Annotated in this window: 15 protein-coding genes; 9 read left to right on the top strand and 6 right to left on the bottom strand. The window is 44.3% G+C overall.

What is annotated here, in order from left to right; all coding sequences use genetic code 11:
* The coding region (locus AC6R05_RS02020) for a GTP cyclohydrolase I (RefSeq protein ID WP_500646422.1) at positions 1-311 on the top strand (311 nt) is incomplete at its 5' end.
* 523 nt (positions 312-834) lie between these two features.
* Here the strand turns inward: AC6R05_RS02020 and AC6R05_RS02015 are convergent.
* The 4 genes from AC6R05_RS02015 to AC6R05_RS02000 all read right to left on the bottom strand — a co-directional run bounded on the left by AC6R05_RS02015 (position 835) and on the right by AC6R05_RS02000 (position 3,821).
* The gene (locus AC6R05_RS02015; RefSeq protein ID WP_500646421.1) at positions 835-1,380 is read right to left on the bottom strand and encodes a hypothetical protein; all 546 of its coding nucleotides are present in this window, start codon (positions 1,378-1,380) and stop codon (positions 835-837) included.
* Between the two features lie 10 nt (positions 1,381-1,390).
* A complete protein-coding gene (locus AC6R05_RS02010; RefSeq protein ID WP_032552738.1) occupies positions 1,391-1,930 on the bottom strand; it encodes a YaeQ family protein in 540 nt (179 codons plus the stop codon).
* Between the two features lie 112 nt (positions 1,931-2,042).
* On the bottom strand, positions 2,043-2,252 hold the full coding sequence (locus AC6R05_RS02005; protein WP_032552737.1) for a cold-shock protein: 210 nt from the start codon (positions 2,250-2,252) through the stop codon (positions 2,043-2,045).
* A gap of 495 nt (positions 2,253-2,747) precedes the next feature.
* The gene (locus tag AC6R05_RS02000; RefSeq protein ID WP_500646420.1) at positions 2,748-3,821 is read right to left on the bottom strand and encodes a PQQ-dependent sugar dehydrogenase; all 1,074 of its coding nucleotides are present in this window, start codon (positions 3,819-3,821) and stop codon (positions 2,748-2,750) included.
* A gap of 227 nt (positions 3,822-4,048) precedes the next feature.
* Between AC6R05_RS02000 and AC6R05_RS01995 the strand changes: the two genes are divergently transcribed.
* Positions 4,049-5,239: a multidrug effflux MFS transporter gene (locus AC6R05_RS01995; RefSeq protein WP_500646419.1), complete on the top strand. Its 1,191-nt coding sequence runs from the start codon at positions 4,049-4,051 to the stop codon at positions 5,237-5,239.
* A gap of 26 nt (positions 5,240-5,265) precedes the next feature.
* Here the strand turns inward: AC6R05_RS01995 and AC6R05_RS01990 are convergent, their stop codons facing one another.
* Together AC6R05_RS01990 and AC6R05_RS01985 are read right to left on the bottom strand one after the other, a co-directional pair.
* On the bottom strand, positions 5,266-6,051 hold the full coding sequence (locus tag AC6R05_RS01990) for an ABC transporter ATP-binding protein (protein WP_500646418.1): 786 nt from the start codon (positions 6,049-6,051) through the stop codon (positions 5,266-5,268).
* Positions 6,052-6,095: 44 nt separating this feature from the next.
* Positions 6,096-6,869 (bottom strand): siderophore ferric iron reductase, encoded by a 774-nt coding sequence (locus AC6R05_RS01985; RefSeq protein ID WP_500646426.1) that lies wholly within the window; start codon positions 6,867-6,869, stop codon positions 6,096-6,098.
* 212 nt (positions 6,870-7,081) lie between these two features.
* Here AC6R05_RS01985 and AC6R05_RS01980 point away from each other — a divergent pair, with 212 nt between their 5' ends.
* From AC6R05_RS01980 to AC6R05_RS01950, 7 genes are all read left to right on the top strand, one after another.
* A complete protein-coding gene (locus tag AC6R05_RS01980; RefSeq protein ID WP_150896585.1) occupies positions 7,082-7,999 on the top strand; it encodes an AraC family transcriptional regulator in 918 nt (305 codons plus the stop codon).
* A 191-nt stretch (positions 8,000-8,190) separates the two neighbouring features.
* Positions 8,191-10,320 carry a TonB-dependent siderophore receptor gene (locus tag AC6R05_RS01975; protein ID WP_500646417.1) on the top strand — a complete coding sequence of 710 codons (2,130 nt, stop codon included), beginning with the start codon at positions 8,191-8,193 and terminating at the stop codon, positions 10,318-10,320.
* Between the two features lie 140 nt (positions 10,321-10,460).
* On the top strand, positions 10,461-11,342 hold the full coding sequence (locus AC6R05_RS01970) for an iron-siderophore ABC transporter substrate-binding protein (protein WP_372066399.1): 882 nt from the start codon (positions 10,461-10,463) through the stop codon (positions 11,340-11,342).
* Positions 11,342-13,336, top strand: a complete 1,995-nt coding sequence (gene fhuB / locus AC6R05_RS01965; protein WP_500646416.1) for a Fe(3+)-hydroxamate ABC transporter permease FhuB — start codon at positions 11,342-11,344, stop codon at positions 13,334-13,336. The genes AC6R05_RS01970 and fhuB overlap by 1 nt, the downstream gene beginning before the upstream one ends.
* A 171-nt stretch (positions 13,337-13,507) precedes the next feature.
* The gene (locus AC6R05_RS01960) at positions 13,508-14,320 is read left to right on the top strand and encodes a crotonase/enoyl-CoA hydratase family protein (protein ID WP_390521083.1); all 813 of its coding nucleotides are present in this window, start codon (positions 13,508-13,510) and stop codon (positions 14,318-14,320) included.
* Between the two features lie 97 nt (positions 14,321-14,417).
* Positions 14,418-15,587, top strand: a complete 1,170-nt coding sequence (locus AC6R05_RS01955) for an OmpP1/FadL family transporter (RefSeq protein ID WP_500646415.1) — start codon at positions 14,418-14,420, stop codon at positions 15,585-15,587.
* Positions 15,587-16,279, top strand: a complete 693-nt coding sequence (locus AC6R05_RS01950; protein ID WP_500646414.1) for a hypothetical protein — start codon at positions 15,587-15,589, stop codon at positions 16,277-16,279. The genes AC6R05_RS01955 and AC6R05_RS01950 overlap by 1 nt, the downstream gene beginning before the upstream one ends.
* Positions 16,280-16,318 lie beyond the last annotated feature (39 nt).

The raw sequence follows: 16,318 nt of genomic DNA, 5'->3' as shown, positions 1-16,318 counted from the left end.
CTATCGATGGCAAAACGGCGGTTGCTTATATTCCTCGTGGTAAAATCATTGGTCTTTCTAAGATCAACCGCATTGTTCGCTTCTTTGCTCAGCGCCCACAAGTTCAGGAGCGCATGACTCAGCAAATTCTTGTTGCACTTCAAACTCTGCTTGAGACGGATGATGTTGCGGTAACAATGGATGCAGTTCACTACTGCGTGAAGTCTCGTGGTGTTATGGATGCAACGAGTGAAACGACCACAACGGCACTGGGCGGTATTTTCAAGTCAAACCCAGCAACTCGTCATGAGTTCTTGCACGGTCTACGCTAATCTACGATTGATTAGATAGGTTCGATTTCACTATTTAAATCGACAAGAAATATTCGAAGCCTCGCACTCTGCGGGGCTTTTTTGTATCTGATTCGCACCATTGCCTAACGCGACAGCAAGCTTTCCGGGGAGTTTCTTTATACATATGTGGTTTTGTGCTGGCGATAGATCCCCGACTCAGTCGTCCCTCCTTCTCGGGGATGACGGATTAGAGCTCCCTGAGATTGATTGGCAAATGGTTACGTCTAAATAACTTTGGTCATTCTCTAGCGTGAAGAATTAGCGAGTAAAGAATCAGTACGGTTTCAGAATTAGTATGAGTTCCCCCAATTCAGTCGTTCCTCCTTCTCGAGGCTGATGGCTTTGAGTTTCAGAAGTTGATTGGGGAATTTTACGTCTAGATTATTTACGTCATTCCCTAAAGCGAGGGACGAGCGTCGTAGGGAATCTTTTACGAAGGCATGGTTTGAAATGAATGCGCTCAACAGGCAGTAAAGCGCATTTTCATTTGAGTTTGAAGCGGTTAAGACAGGTTAAACAAACGCTTGAGGTTATGAATTAAACCTGATGGCTTATTCTGATCTTGATAGATGCTCAAGCCATCGTAGAAGCTACCCATAAACGAGACACGAATCTCATCCTCTGTTTGTCTTACGATTCGACAAAGTAGGGCAGCTGTCGCGGCGGCGTGATCGTTCGCTAGGCTATAATCCATGCCCATGCGGCCTTGAACAAATAGCCATAGGTGAGTGATGAATTGCAGCTTCTTTGAACTTGAGTGGCTAAATTTCTGACTATGCTCTTGGCCAACGGTCTCTTCCAGCACTTGCTGCATCGCTTCGCTGGCATCTTTATTAGAACTAAATTCATAGCTCGCATCGATGTGCGTTTTTGTCAGCAAGCCAAGCAGAGTTTGAATACTGGAGTTGTCAGGTTTGTTTTCACATGCGTGCTTGAACAATGACTGATTACTCTGGATAAAGTCTTTCGATTCCTGCTCAAACCCAATTTTTAACGCTTGGATCTGTTCAAAACCTGCTTCTGATAAACAGTGTTCGAGTTTACTCATCGTGCTGGTGCTATTCGTTACTTTGTAATTCTTCCCAAGTCACTTCAGCTGACTTGGTATCACTGTTCACAAAGGCTGAATTGCCCGTTAACATCACTGACAGATCCATTGTACGTTCTGTCATTTCCGCCATTTGCTCGATGCCTTCATTGCTCAGACGAACAATTTGAGCGTCCAAGTAACCAAACTTACCGCGATTCTGTTCCCACCAAACATTTGATTTGGTGTTAAAGCTAAATACTTTGACTGACTTTGCTAAGCGAGTGGCTTTTTTAACGCGCTCTGGATCCGGTTCACCTACATCGATCCACTCTAAGATCTGATCATCAAGAGACTTTTGCCAAAGGTCTGGTTCTTCAATAGTCGACAAGCCTTTGGTGAATTGAAGCTCTGGTGATGCATTGATACAAAACGCCATGATACGCGCCATCATGCGTTGCTCTGTCTCAGAAGGGTGTTGTGCGATAGTGAGGTTGAACGAGTCGTAGTAGTCTCGATTCATGTCAGTGAGTGAGATACGAAATTTGTAGATTGTAGGTTTAAGAGCCATTAGCACAGTCTTGTATTATAAATTGACCTCTATCTTACCTTAACTGAATGAATTTTGGGTAAAAAAATAGCCAGCGTCGGCTGGCTATTTTAGGAATGCGTTAAGCGATCAATTAGATTACTTTGATGCTGTCTGCTTGAGGACCTTTTTGACCTTGAGATACTACGAACTCAACTTTTTGGCCTTCAGCAAGAGTTTTGAAGCCGTCACCAACGATTGCAGAGAAGTGTGCAAATACGTCTGGACCGTTCTCTTGTTGGATGAAGCCGAAACCTTTAGTTTCGTTGAACCATTTTACTGTACCAGTAACTGTGTTAGACATGATGATATCCTAAATTATTTTTTATTTGAGCCTATTGCGGCACCGATAGCGTGGAAAAGTTTATTGCTATTGCGTACAACACAACGGGGGGTTACTAGTAATCCGACGATATGTTTATATACAAAGAACTTTCTTTCTAGCCGAAATCGAGTCTAAATCAAACAGGGTAGGTGTCAATGGGATATTGTGCTAAAGGTTGCAGAACTTTGGGGACAGTCAAACTTTCCATCCCTTAGATATCATGTAGTTACAATGGTATGGTGTTTTGTTGTACTTTTTGTGACAGATAGGTGTGATTTTTGGCAAAAAACTGGAGTCAAAGCACTAATTCAACAATTATTAATATCAATAATGGATGTGAAATGTGAGGCGTAAAACAAATATAGAAACGAGACTCATTCGAACCATTGATTGATTACCGCCCCGTCTCTAAACGGGTTTTTAGGCAGGTATCGCACCCAAACGACTGCAATACCCAACCTTTGGAGCTGCTGCTTAATGGGTTATGCGATACAAGTTCCCATTGTCGGTACTGAAATAGATATCACCCTCTGGCGTGACTTCAATATCACGGACTCTCTCTCCCATATCTTCAAACAATCGCTCTTCAGCGATGGCATGGTTTTTCTTATTCAGAGTGACAACATTAATATGAGCGAGCTTCAACGCACCCGAAAGTAGCTTGCCATCAAGCTCAGGGAATTTCTCTCCTCGATAAAGTACTAAACTGCCCGGAGCGATAGAGGGAATATAAACCTTTACAGGTGACTCAATGCCTTTCTTCGTTTCTGCTTCGCCAACTTTAATTGGGCCCCAATACTCTTTGCCATGGGAAGTCACTGGCCAACCATAGTTTGCGCCTTTCTTAATCAGATTGATCTCGTCACCGCCACGCGGTCCATGCTCAATCGACCAAAGCTTCTTGGTTTTTTTATCATAAAAAAGACCTTGTGGATTTCGATGGCCGTAACTCCAAATCTCGTTAAGCACGTTTTTGTTTTTCACAAAAGGATTGTTTTTGGGCACCTGTCCGTCAGGCGTTAATCGTAAAATAGAACCTGCGTGGGTTTGCGTGTCTTGGCCGTTGTCTCGCTCACCGCGATCACCAATAGAGAAATAGAGACTGTTGCTATCGAAAGTAATGCGGCTGCCAAAGTGACGACCTGTATCTGTTAGGGATTGAGAGACGAAGACATCTTGCCAGTCGGTAATCTGCGTTCCGTTATATGTCGCACTTGCGAGAGCAGTAACGGCATCACCTTGTTGTTTTTTACTGTAGGTGACGTAAATTTTGTTTTGTTCAAATGGCGATAGGGCGATATCTAAGGCGCCACCTTGACCTTTGACCCAAACATCAGGCAGACGAAAAAGAGTCTCTTGTTCGCCAGTTTTGAGATTAACCTGTTTGATCACGCCTTCTCGTTCAGTCACTAACATTGTATTGTCATCAACGTACGCAAGCCCCCAAGGAATCAATAATCCATCGGTGATCTTCTCAACTTGAAGTGCTTGGCTCGGTAACGCAAAAGCTAGGCTTAAAGAAGCGGTAATACAATGACTTAATCTCATACAGTCTCTCCAAATAATCCCTTGTCTTTTAGTGTAGCGTTACTATCGCTCGTGAAAAGTGACTATTTCGAAAATAAATGTAAATAGTATTGTATGAATAAACCATGTGGCGTATGTTATCTCGTCTTTCCTCACGATGCTTAACAAGCATGCTGACACGGTGGCTTGTTATGCAAGCATTGTTTCTATCGCTCTAGTTACACTCATCAAAATTAGGTTGTGCAGCCATGAAGTCCAGTTTTGAATTTAAAACTATCTTGCTCGCTTGTCTGATCATCAGTGTTGGTCAACTTAGCATGGGCTTGGTGTTTCCATCATTACCTTGGATTGCCAAAGACTTTGATGTTTCACTAGAGCAGGCTCAGCTTTTGGTGAGTATTTATCTGCTTGGCTTTGGACCGTCGCAATTCTTATATGGTCCTATCTCCGATGCGTTAGGGCGCAAAAAAGTGTTATTGACCGGTCTTTTGATTGCCTTGATGGGACTACTAGTGATCATTTTCCTGAGTCACTCATTCTCGAATATGGTGCTGGGTCGCTTCCTACAAGGTCTGGGTACGGGTTGTTGTGCAGTATTAGCTAGAGCGACAACACGAGATAGATATTCGGGTTCAGAGCTACCCATCGCAATGTCTTATATTGCGATGGTGGCATCAATTACACCTCTAATTGCGCCAGTAATCGGCGGTTTTATTAACTTCCACTTTGGCTGGAGTATGGTGTTCATCTCGCTGCTTGGTTACGTGAGCTTGGTGTGGTTTGTGATTGCTTTTCGTTTCAAGGAGACGGTTAGCCAGTTCTCGAAGATTCCTTCACCAAAACGTATGGTCATTCAGTACAAGGAGTTACTGAGTTCGCGATATTTCATCAGTTTTGCCAGCATAGGTTGGCTTAACTTCAGTTTGATGATCACAACCGTTTCAGTGATGCCGTTTATCATGCAGAACCAAATTGGCATGACATCGGATCAATACGCAATGTGGGCGGTGATACCAGCATTGGGTATGTTAGGTGGTACCAGTCTGTGTAGTCGGATTCGACCTATCTTAGGCAGTAAGAAAACTCTGTTGATTACGCCTGTTCTTCATACCTGCGCGGCTGTCTGGCTGTTTGTGTGTCCGCTAGAGCCGTTGTACCTAATGCTCGGACAGTTATTGATGATCCTTGGGAATGGTATTGCATTGCCGTGTGCTCAAGCCCTAGTGATGCTTCCATACAAAAAGAATGCAGGTGCGGCTGCAGCTATGTCTGGAGGAGGGCAGATGGTGGTGTCGTCACTGGTGAGTATGGGATTGGTTAAACTGGGTTTAGGAGAAGCTTGGCATCTGTCGATTGTGATCGCTGTGTTTACGTTAATTACACTGTTTAATATCACTCGTGGTTTTAATAGCCCAGAAGCGCAGCAGGCAAATACTTAGCCTGCTACAAAGTTGGTCTCGTTCGATTATTCACACACAACGGCTACTTTTTGACTCGCCAATGTATCCGCTGGCACAGGATGATCGATCAGTTTGATTGGTGATTCATACAACTCTGAGAGGGTTTTCTCACTCAATAAGGTATCGGTGCCACCTTCAAAGGCAATTTCTCCCTGCTTTAGAGCGATAATGTGAGTTGCGTAACGCAGTGCCAAATTCAGATCATGAAGAATGACTATGATACCCACACCTTCATTTCGATTGAGCTCTGCAAGTAAACTCATTAATTGAAATTGATGATGAACGTCGAGTGCTGATGTCGGCTCATCGAGAATCAATAGTGGGGATTGTTGCGCAAGTAACATCGATACCCAAGCTCGCTGACGTTCACCACCAGATAGCTCATCGGCCAACGCACTTGAAAACTGATCTACGCCAGTGCGTTTCATCGCTTGTTCAATGATCGCGATATCTTCTTGATTCCATTGTCCAAAGGCACCACGCCAAGGGAATCGTCCTAGTCGAACTAATTCAGAAACTGTTAGGCCAGCTGAAGTAGGAAGCTTTTGTGGCAAATAAGCGATGCGTTTTGCGAGGTCTTTACTTTTGAGCGAGCTCAACGAGGTGTTGTCGAGCTTCACTTCTCCCTGTTCTGCTTGCATCTGACCGGACAATAAATTTACCAACGTTGATTTTCCCGAGCCATTATGACCGAGTACAACAGTGAGTTTATTGGTGGGGATCGTTAAGTTAGGCACTTTTAAAATGGTTCGATCATCACGAATCACTTTAATATTAGAGAGCTGGAACATAAATAACCTTTGTTAGGGTAGATACTCAACGTCAACGTCGTCTTTTATTTTGTAGGTTTAGCTGTTTGGCGTTTGTTGTCTGGGTGTCGGGGACAATCATCACACAGTTTACGAGAATCACATTTATAGACCAGACAACAGCTGGTTCTAACCAACTTTAACATGCCCGTTTCAGGATCCGTTTTGAGGCTGGTTAAGTGGCGGAGTGGGAGTTGACATGCTTCTAGCCATAGTTTCGCTTGCTCAAGAATATACTCATTACTGAATTCATTATGGTGACGTTGAACCTTGATGAGTGCCGCCAGAAGGTGGTCAGCTAACAAATGCTGAGTAAAGCCCGGGCGAATGCGTGTCCAAGTATTAATTTGCTCTCGATAGAACTCGGCTAAGGCCAGCAGTGCTTTTCCTGCTTCTGGAATTAACTCTTCCGGCGTTCCATGCTTGTGCGCATCAGTGCCGAAGCGGTAGCCAGTGATAAATCCTTTTAAACGCGACTGACCAATATTTTGAATATCAGGTAGTGAGTGCAACGCATAAATGGAAATAAAGCTGACGTATATCGGTTGCCAGCTGAGTAAATCCCAAGTGCGAGTTAACCAATATGGATTTCCTGCTTCCGGATGGTTTTTTGCCAAGCTATCATAAACACGTTTGATCTCGACATGGCTACCTGGATTGCTGATCACAATGCTTTTGCCGTAAATGGGCCCGAAGCTACCTTTTAAGAAAGGAGTAACTTCTTTTGAAAGCGAAAATACTTTTTGATGAAGAGGCGGGGCTTTTTTACGGGTGACAATGTCGTGAATCTGGGCCAGCATAAGATTGGTATAAATGATAATCAATTTCGTTATCATAACTAAATGATGCACACTTCACCATACAAATTGGTGCATTGACGTCGTTTGAAATGGATTTTTTAGGCTGAATAACAAACGATACGTGACCAGCATAGAGTTAAATGATACTAATATTTGTAAAGTGAATGTTATGTGTCGATCTATCACCCACTCAAGACGAAGAAGTATAAACGTTGAATAAGAATACCCCTGCATTTGAGCGAATTAGTAAGGTTCTAGGTTTTATTCACACTAACCTTAGTAGCCAGCTTTCTTTAGAAGAGATAGCGACCCAGAGCTGTTGGTCTCGTTGGCAGTTGCAGCGCGTTTTTCAGTCGGAGACGGGGATGACAGTGGCGAACTATGTTCGAGAGCTCAAATTAAGCAGAGCCGCTGAACTGCTGTTAGATGATGATCAAAGAGTGATTGATATTGCGATTGCTCTGGGATTCAACTCAGAAATTAGCTTTAGTCGGGCGTTTAAGCAAATGTTTGAGATTAGCCCTAGCCAATATCGAAAAAGTGGTAAAAGGGTTGGTTTGAAGAAACCTATCGAGGTCTCGGATTTCTCGACGGCTTTAGAAGAAGAGAGTGGTGCTCGTTTTGTTGAGGTAAAAATTGATGAGCGTGATGCCTTTTTGATTAAAGGCATGAGCACAGAAATCAGCGGCTTGTTTTCTCTTACGCAGGATTTTGCTCAAAAAGTTCCACAGCTGTGGGCACATCTCGAGCAAGAAGTGGTGTTACCAAAAGAGCAAGACCTGCGCTTTATTGGGGTTGTAGATATCACTCAAGCTAATTTTGACGGTACTAACCTTAAATATTGGGCAGGTGTCGTATTGGATGAACAAGTCTCTATGCCAACTCTTCCTAGCGTGGTTTCAGAAAAACTAGAGGTGCTTACTGTGCCGAAACAAACCTATGCAGTAGTCAAACATAAAGGGCCTATCCAAGGTTTACCTAAAACACTGTCATGGTTTGTTCTAAATTGGCTTCCAGCTTCAGGTTATCGAGGGATTGATGGTTACGAATTGGAAGTGTATCCAAAGGACTATCAATCACAGTCACAAGACGCTGAGATGGAGTATTGGGTTCCAATAGTAAGAGCATAAGCAACCTTAGCTTGTGTAGGGTAATTCATAATTTGACCGTATTTATAGAAGGGTCAATTGCTTTTTTCGTAAGCAATTGACCCTTTTTTATAGATATTTGCACCAAATTGTTAATTATCGCGCCGCTAGATACATACAATGCAAATGAGATTTATTATTATTTAACTTAAGCATTGGTATCTGAGGGACTCATGAACACCCACACTCATTTCAAGTATTCCGCAATAACTATCGCGCTCGTTAGTGCTTTATCTGCCCCTGCATTTGCAGAAGAGTCGAAAACAAACTCTGAGCAAGATGTAGAAACAGTAACGATCCTAGGTAAGGCGTATCGTAATACGGCGACTAAGACCGTGTTGGCTCCAGAAGAGACGCCGCAAACTTTAAATGTGATTGAAGGCGAGCAGTTAGAGCAGCGTGGTGTGAAGTCTGTAATGCAGGCACTGCGTTATGCACCAGGTGTTTCTACCGAAACGAAAGGTGGTGCGGTTGTTCTGACGGATTGGGTGAATATTCGTGGTTTTAGTTCTTCAGACAACTACTACGATGGCATGATGCTTCCAACTCTGCCAGGGTGGAATGTGAAGCCGCAGATCGATGCTATCGCAATGGAGCGTTTAGAGATCTTCAAAGGACCTACATCGGTTCTTTACGGCACAATGCCTCCAGGCGGTATGGTTAATATAATTGCCAAGTCACCTCAATTTGAAGAGTCGACAACCGTAGGTTTAGCGACAGGTTTGAACAACCTTGTTGAAGCATCAATTGATACAACTGGCGCATTGAGTGACAACGTGGCGTATCGTTTGGTTGCGCTTGGCCGCAAGCAAGATACGCAAGTCGATGGTGTGGAAGAAGAACGTTACTTGATAGCACCTTCTATTGACTGGTATCTATCTGATAAAACCTTTATTAACTTCAATCTTTATTATCAGAAAGATCCGGCACTTGGACAAAACGTAACGGTTCCTCTAGCTGCAATAAAGTCAGGCAAGATTTCACCTTCAACGTTCGCTGGTGATGTTAACTACAACACTATCGAAAGAGACTTTTTCATCGCAGGTTACAAGTTTAACCACGACTTCAACTCAAATTGGGCATTCTTGCAGAACTTCCGTTATATGCAGGCTGATTTTTATCAAGAAAGTACCAGTAGCGACGCATTTGATGCCACAACAGGTACGCTGAGCCGCTCTGCTTTCAGCACTGACGAAAGCTCAAAAGGTATTTCGGTTGATAACCAACTCTCTGGTTTGGTAACGACGGGTGCTTTAGACCATTACTTGCTGTTTGGTGTCGATTACCGAACTGTTGAAGGTGATGTCGCTTATGACTATTTCGTCGGCGTTGACAGCCTTAATCTCTACAACCCAAACAATGACAAGTTAAATCCGGGTGACTTCACTAAGGCATATTACGAAAACAGCGACATCGAGATGAGCCAACTTGGATTCTACTTCCAAGACCAAATGTTGGTTAACAACTGGGTATTTATCGCTGGTGGCCGTTTCGACAAAGTAGAGACGACGACTAAGAAATCTGTGATGGGAGGTGCTGCGACCAAAAGTGACACCGACGACACAAATTTCTCGTACAGATTGGGTGCGTTGTACCAGTTTGAAAATGGCCTCTCTCCATTTGCCAACTTTGGAACTAGCTTTGAGCCAAGCGTAAAATTGGACGCTGCGGGTAATAACTTAGAACCGGAAACAGGTGAACAAGTCGAGCTAGGGATCAAATACGATTCTTACGAGACTATGTTGTCGGGTTCTGCTTCTTTGTTCCAGATTAAGAAGAAAAATGTTGGTGTTCGTCCTGATGGAGCGTCTCCTTGGACCGCTGTAGGTGAAATTCGCTCACAAGGCTTGGAACTAGAAGGACGTGCTGAGGTTACCGACAACTTAGACGTTATTGCAAACTACACATACACCGATATGGAGATCACCGAAGACAAAGACACATCAAACATTGGTCAAACACCAGTATTTGTTCCAGACCACACGGCTAACTTGTGGGCGAACTATTTCTTCCGCCAAGGTGCAATGTCTGGCCTAAGAGTCGGTGGTGGTGTTCGTTATTTCGGTGAAACGGTGTTGAATGACACATCAGATAAGAACGCAGGTAAAGTGCCTTCGTACACATTAGTCGACCTGTCTTTGGGGTACGATCTTGGTGAAATGAATAGTTCATTGAAGAATGCAACGGCAAACATTATTGCTAACAACCTTTTCAATGAAGAGTACTACACCTGTTGGAACGAAAGTTACTGTTGGTACGGTCAAGAGCAAACCGTAGAGTTCAATGTTAAGTATGAGTTCTAACTAAACAAAAACAATTTTATGAGCAGCCCACTGTGGCTGCTTTTGTCGTTTAAAAGAAACAACTAAAACCGATAGGGAATAATATGGATCTATTAAATAAAGGCTTACGATTTTCCAAGGTAGGAATTGGTTTATCAATCATGGTTTGGATGTGGTCAGGCCAAGCATTGGCTGAGTTTAAAGTACAAGACAGCGAAGGTACAAAAACCTTACCTGCAGAGCCAGCGCGAATTGCTGCACTCAACTGGGATATTGCAGAACAGGTGATTGAGCTAGGAGTGACACCTATCGCGGTGCCTGATATCGCCGGATATAATGAATGGGTTGTTCAGCCTCCTATCCCAGAAGGGGCGCAAGATGTTGGGACACGTACAGAACCTAATTTCTCCGTTCTTAAGCAGCTAAAGCCAGATGTTATTTTGATCGCTTCACCGCAGAAAGATCTCGAATCCCGTTTGTCTGAAATCGCACCTGTTCTCTACTATCAGACATACAGTGAAACACATAATAACGCGCACGCTGCGATCGATAACTTCAAGAAAATCAGTCATGTCCTTGGTAAAGAAGAGGTGGCTGATCAAAAACTGCAAGCGATGAATGAAAGAATCGCTGAACTTAAAGGCCTGCTCGATAAAGCATATCCGGCAGACAAACCGAAAGTAACGTCGTTTCGTTTTGCAAGCACCAACTCGGTGTTCATTTACGGTGATAACTCGATTCCTCAATACGCGCTGGAACAGCTTGGCTTTGAAAATGCGATTCAATTGCCAGCCAGCCAATGGGGTATCACTCAGAAACGAATTACAGAGCTTAAGCACGTAAAAGATGGAATTGCACTGTACTTCGAACCTTTCCCTTACACGGCCAAACTCAATCGTTCACCAGTATGGAAGAGCATGCCGTTTGTGAAGAATAACCAAGTAGGGTCTGTTGCGCCGAGTTGGAGTTATGGCGGTGCGATGTCAATTCTTTACAACGCAGAAGCGATAGCTGAATCAATGCTGGAGCTCGCTGAGAAGTAATGAAATATAACGGGTTAATTGTTGTGGCTGTATTGTTGTTAGCAGCCACCATTCATTTGTGGCTAGGGCAGAGCGATTTTGGGCCCGTATCTTTATTAATGAATGAGGTAGCGGCAGCAGGAAGTTGGTCGGCTCTGCAAACCTTATACTCAGAATCGTTTGAGCTGATGGGGTTTATTGATGTCAATTTACCGCGTTTGGTGATGGCGATATTGGTGGGTGGGTCTCTGGGTACCATTGGTAGCCTTTTCCAGCAATTAACTCAAAACAGAATGATGTCACCATTGACGCTGGGTACATCAGCAGGTGCTTGGCTTGGACTTGTGCTGCTGAATGTCTTTGCGCCAATGCTAGTCGGTCAATTTTCGGTCTTTTTTGCTTTATTAGGTGCTTTGGCTGCGATGGGGCTGATTGTCGCGATTGTTGGTCTGAAAAACATGAGCGGCTTGCCGATAGTATTAGCCGGTATGGCCGTTAATTTGCTACTTGGCGCATTTGCGACGGCGATTATTCTGCTCAACGATCAATATGCACAGAATCTATTTATTTGGGGAGCGGGTGATCTCGGCCAGAATGGTTGGGAACAAGTTGAATGGCTGCTTCCTAAGCTTCTACCTATTATCGCTATATTCCTGTTTGCACCGCGAGTATTGACGTTGTTATCGATTGGAACCGAAGGTGCTGCAGCTCGTGGTTTAAACATTGGTACCACATTCTTTCTTTTGATGTTTATCGGTGTTTGGCTGGTTTCTGTGTCAATTACCACTGTCGGGGTGATCAGTTTTATCGGTTTGATTGCGCCCAACATTGCTCGCTACCTTGGTGCTATTAAGGCGAAACACGAGTTGTACGCGAGTGGGTTATTAGGCGCCTTACTTCTGTGCGCAACGGATAGTCTTGCTATCTTCATGGGGCAATGGTCATTAGATATCATCCCGACAGGTACAGCGACGGCAGTTATTGGTGCTCCCGCGCTGATTTTAATTGCAAGAAAACAGTTAACCGCACAAGACCAGATGTTCTTTTCGATGCCGAAAGGAGCAAAGCAAACTAGTGCTAAAGTCTATCTTGCGATAGGTACGGTAATGCTAATATTGCTTGGATTGAGTTCTTTTTCACATCCATTATCTAGCGAGCACTATTTTCAGATTCCTGATGCGTTTGAATGGTCGATTCGTTGGCCACGTATGTTAACGGCTATTTTTGCTGGTGGTGGCTTGGCGGTGGCTGGGGTGATCCTTCAACGATTAGTGTACAACCCGCTTGCGAGCCCAGATATTCTGGGGGTATCGTCGGGGGCGGTGTTAGCGTTGATTCTGAGCAGTTTATTGTTTGGTCATTCAATCCATACATTAAGCCCTTGGGTCGCGTTTTCGGGTAGTTTAGGCGCTCTTGCTCTTCTACTTTTTCTCGGAAAGAAACATCAATACGCGCCTTCGATCTTGATCTTAACTGGGATCTCGTTGACCGCTGTATTAGAAGCGCTAGTGCAGTTTTCATTAACACGAGTGGGTGAGGGTAAGTACACTCTCTTGGCGTGGCTCGCTGGTTCGACTTATCGTGTTAAGCCAGAATCTGCGTTAATTCTTGCTTTAATTATCTCACTGGTCGTTATCACCGTTTTGTCGCTGAGCCGTTGGGTCACCCTTATTGGTTCTGGGCGTCAATTCGCATCCGCTCGTGGCCTAAATATTTCAACTGCTTACTTAGTGTTACTGTGTTTGGTTGCGGTGTTGTGTGGTGTAGTAACGACAACGATGGGGCCAGTGGCATTCGTTGGCCTATTAGGTCCGCATATCGCCGCTATTGTTGGTGCTCGAACGGTCAAAGAGCAAGTCTTGCTCTCAATGTTAATTGGCGCAACGCTTATGTTGTTTGCCGACTGGCTAGGACAAATTGTGGTATTTCCTGCTCAACTGGCGGCAGGGACTCTGGTCTCGGTCATCGGTGGTAGTTACTTTATCTTCCTCTTGTTAAAAGCAAGGCGCGATTGATGAGCCACGTGGTTATGTTGACTTAATCCTAGGCAGTACTTCGGTACTGCTTTTTTATGTGAATCCACATGAATACCATCGACTACGTATCAAATTTACCGATAGATATTTGAGTATGTTAATAAAATGTTTACTCTAAAAGTAAGCCCATGACATCGGATGTCTTACATTATGCCTAATCAAGATCGTGTAACTTGCACTATAGATGACAACAATATCGCGACAGTAACCCTCAATCGACCAGATAAATTGAACGCCATTGACATGGACATGTTTATGGCAGTGAACCAGCTCACTCGAGAACTAAAGAAAAATAAAACCCTTCGAGCAGTGATTGTGACTGCCAACGGAAGTGACTTTTGCTCGGGCCTCGATGTTAAATCACTGCTCACCAGTAAAGTCGGTGCATTAAAGCTACTGTTCAAATGGTGGCCGACCCAAGCGAATGCAGCACAACGATTTTCAACCGGATGGCGAGAGATCCCATGCCCCGTCATTTTTGCTATTCACGGTAAGTGTTGGGGAGGTGGCTTGCAGTTAGCCTGTGGTGGGGACTTCCGTATTGCGAGCTATGATTCAAACTTTTCGATAATGGAAGGTAAGTGGGGTTTGATCCCAGATATGGGAGGCTCGCTTGCTTTTCGAGAAGTGATGCGCCAAGACCATACATTAGAAATGGCAATGACGGCGAAGGTGATCGATAGCCAGACAGCGAAAAGCTACGGTTTGGTTACTCACCTCTCTTCCGATCCTTACATGGAAGCATACAATTTGGCGCTTGAGTGCGTTAACCGAAGTCCAGATGCTATTGCTGCAAACAAAAAGTTGTACCAGAAAACGTGGTGGACGAGCCCCGGCAAAGCACTCATGTTAGAGACTTGGTATCAGATAAAAGTTGGTATGAGTAAGAACATGATTATTGCTGGTCAGCGAGAGAGAAACAGAGAAGAACCGAGAGCTTTTGAGGCAAGGCAGTTTAAGTAGGCCTTGGCTAGTAATACGCGTTATTCCATTTGTTTATAGAGGTTTGAGATACCCTAAAGCTAGTCAAATTATTCACTAGCTAGATGAGCCTCCTTTAATGAAAAACGGTTTAAAAATCTCAGTAGCTGCAGCCGCGATTATGGCAAGCCTTAACGTTTCTGCTAGCGGTATCTTTCTCCAAGAAGCAGTGATAGCAAATGCAGGTACCGCAGGTGCGGGTGATGGTGTCTACACTCGTTCTGCTGCTGCGATGTGGACTAACCCAGCCACTATGTCTTATATGGGCGAGAGTAAAACGACCATCAATACCATGGTGTTCGATCTGGAGATGGAATACACAGACAACAATAATCCTTCTGGTGATGGGCGCGGCCACTCAGTTTTACCTTCAGCTGGTGCGTTCCATGCCCACCAAATAACTGACAAACTTCATTTAGGTATTGCACTGGGCGCAGCCGGTGGATCTAGCCTAGATTACGGTAGCAACTGGGCGGGTTCAGCTTTGCTTGAAGACATCACGCTCACAGCGATGCAGATCAACCCTGCATTGAGTTATCAAGTGAATGACCAACTGGCTATCGGTGCTGGTGTTCAGCTGGGTTGGGCAGCTTTTCAGCAAACCACCTCAATGATGACTGCTAAGCAAGATACAGATTGGGCTTATGGTTATAACTTGGGTGTGATGTACACGCCAACCGAGCAACTTAAGCTCGGAATGAGCTATCGCTCTAAGTTAGAACATGAGTTTAACAATGATGTGAAGGGACTTGTAGGGGGCGATCGTTTTCTATCAACTGGTATCGCTCTACCAGAGATCGTTGATGTTAGTGCAAGCTATTCTGTGAGCGAACGTCTAGATCTGTTAACTAGCGTCCAGCTGCATCGTTGGAGTGCGTGGGATGAAACGGTATTGGATTTTGGTTCAGCAGCCTTACCAATCAAACGAGATTGGGACGATGTTTGGAAGTTAGCTGTTGGCGCTGATTATCAGCTGAACTCTGATTGGCGATTGAAGGCTGGTTTCTCTTACGAAAGTTCTCCGCAAGACGATCCTTCTATGCAGTGGGTCGATGTGCCTGTGGGCGAACAATATCGCTATTCAGTCGGGGCTTCTACCTACTGGGATGATATCCTAATTGATGTCTTCTACGAGTATGCAGATTTTGGTTCTGTTGAAATGGATCGCTCACTCGTTGGTCCGTTCGGTGGTGTAGATGGTACATTTGACGGCCGCATCCACTTTGTTGGGATTAGTGCGACGTTCTAATGAGATCCAAAAGCAGACTACTCGCAACGATTTTTGTACTCGTTGGCTCAGCAGGGTTGCATGCTGAGGAAAAGCATCATGAAGACCCGACGAAGATCGTCACCAAAGCAGGGCTGGCCTATAACGAAGAGCTGAAATTTTCGGGTTCGGTAGGGCTGGATGACGCTCGAATGATTAACGCTCGAATTAATGCCGATGGCGATGAGTGGCGTTTAGGTGGGTCGTGGTTGCTCCCTTTGGGAATCGTTAATTTCAACTTCAGTCGCTCTGAATACGATAACGATGCATACAAGAATAACTACAGTATCGGTACGTTTGTTCCACTGAGTTATTTTGGTTTTGAACCCTATGGTTGGCAACTCTTCCCTATGGCGGGATACAGTTACAATGATGGTGAAGTTGCGTACTTTGACGACTCTAGCGTTGATAACGACTATGTCTTGATGCCCACATCGACTCATGGTGGCTATCTGGGAGCATTTGGTTTAAAGCCAATTAATGCGCAATGGTCGCTGTTAGCTTTTGGTGGCGGCTCTATGGGTTCTGATGACTATTTTGGTTATTGGGCTGGGATAGGGGCTAGCTACAAGATTTCAGATGCACAATCCTTCAACCTTTTCAGTATCTTTGCTGAAGACGATTTTGGGGAAAACAACAGTGTTGGTGTCTCTTATACCTATGAATTTAATTAAATCCCTTTAGTTTTTAGCTGATTGAGAAAAGGCTGGCTT

It is taken from the genome of Vibrio sp. R11-SG3-ISO9, from assembly GCF_059834255.1.
Note: the sequence above shows the minus strand (reverse complement) of the source record. Positions and strands in the feature narration are given on the sequence as shown.

Excerpts from the sequence above, each read along its gene's own strand:
- AC6R05_RS01970 (WP_372066399.1), top strand. The coding sequence starts at position 10,461 with ATGGTTTGGATGTGGTCAGGCCAAGCATTGGCTGAGTTTAAAGTACAA.
- AC6R05_RS01995 (WP_500646419.1), top strand. The coding sequence starts at position 4,049 with ATGAAGTCCAGTTTTGAATTTAAAACTATCTTGCTCGCTTGTCTGATC.
- AC6R05_RS02000 (WP_500646420.1), bottom strand. The coding sequence starts at position 3,821 with ATGAGATTAAGTCATTGTATTACCGCTTCTTTAAGCCTAGCTTTTGCG.
- AC6R05_RS01960 (WP_390521083.1), top strand. The coding sequence starts at position 13,508 with ATGCCTAATCAAGATCGTGTAACTTGCACTATAGATGACAACAATATC.
- AC6R05_RS01955 (WP_500646415.1), top strand. The coding sequence starts at position 14,418 with ATGAAAAACGGTTTAAAAATCTCAGTAGCTGCAGCCGCGATTATGGCA.
- AC6R05_RS02005 (WP_032552737.1), bottom strand. The coding sequence starts at position 2,252 with ATGTCTAACACAGTTACTGGTACAGTAAAATGGTTCAACGAAACTAAA.
- AC6R05_RS01985 (WP_500646426.1), bottom strand. The coding sequence starts at position 6,869 with ATGCTGGCCCAGATTCACGACATTGTCACCCGTAAAAAAGCCCCGCCT.
- AC6R05_RS02010 (WP_032552738.1), bottom strand. The coding sequence starts at position 1,930 with ATGGCTCTTAAACCTACAATCTACAAATTTCGTATCTCACTCACTGAC.
- AC6R05_RS01975 (WP_500646417.1), top strand. The coding sequence starts at position 8,191 with ATGAACACCCACACTCATTTCAAGTATTCCGCAATAACTATCGCGCTC.
- fhuB (WP_500646416.1), top strand. The coding sequence starts at position 11,342 with ATGAAATATAACGGGTTAATTGTTGTGGCTGTATTGTTGTTAGCAGCC.
- AC6R05_RS01950 (WP_500646414.1), top strand. The coding sequence starts at position 15,587 with ATGAGATCCAAAAGCAGACTACTCGCAACGATTTTTGTACTCGTTGGC.
- AC6R05_RS02015 (WP_500646421.1), bottom strand. The coding sequence starts at position 1,380 with ATGAGTAAACTCGAACACTGTTTATCAGAAGCAGGTTTTGAACAGATC.
- AC6R05_RS01990 (WP_500646418.1), bottom strand. The coding sequence starts at position 6,051 with ATGTTCCAGCTCTCTAATATTAAAGTGATTCGTGATGATCGAACCATT.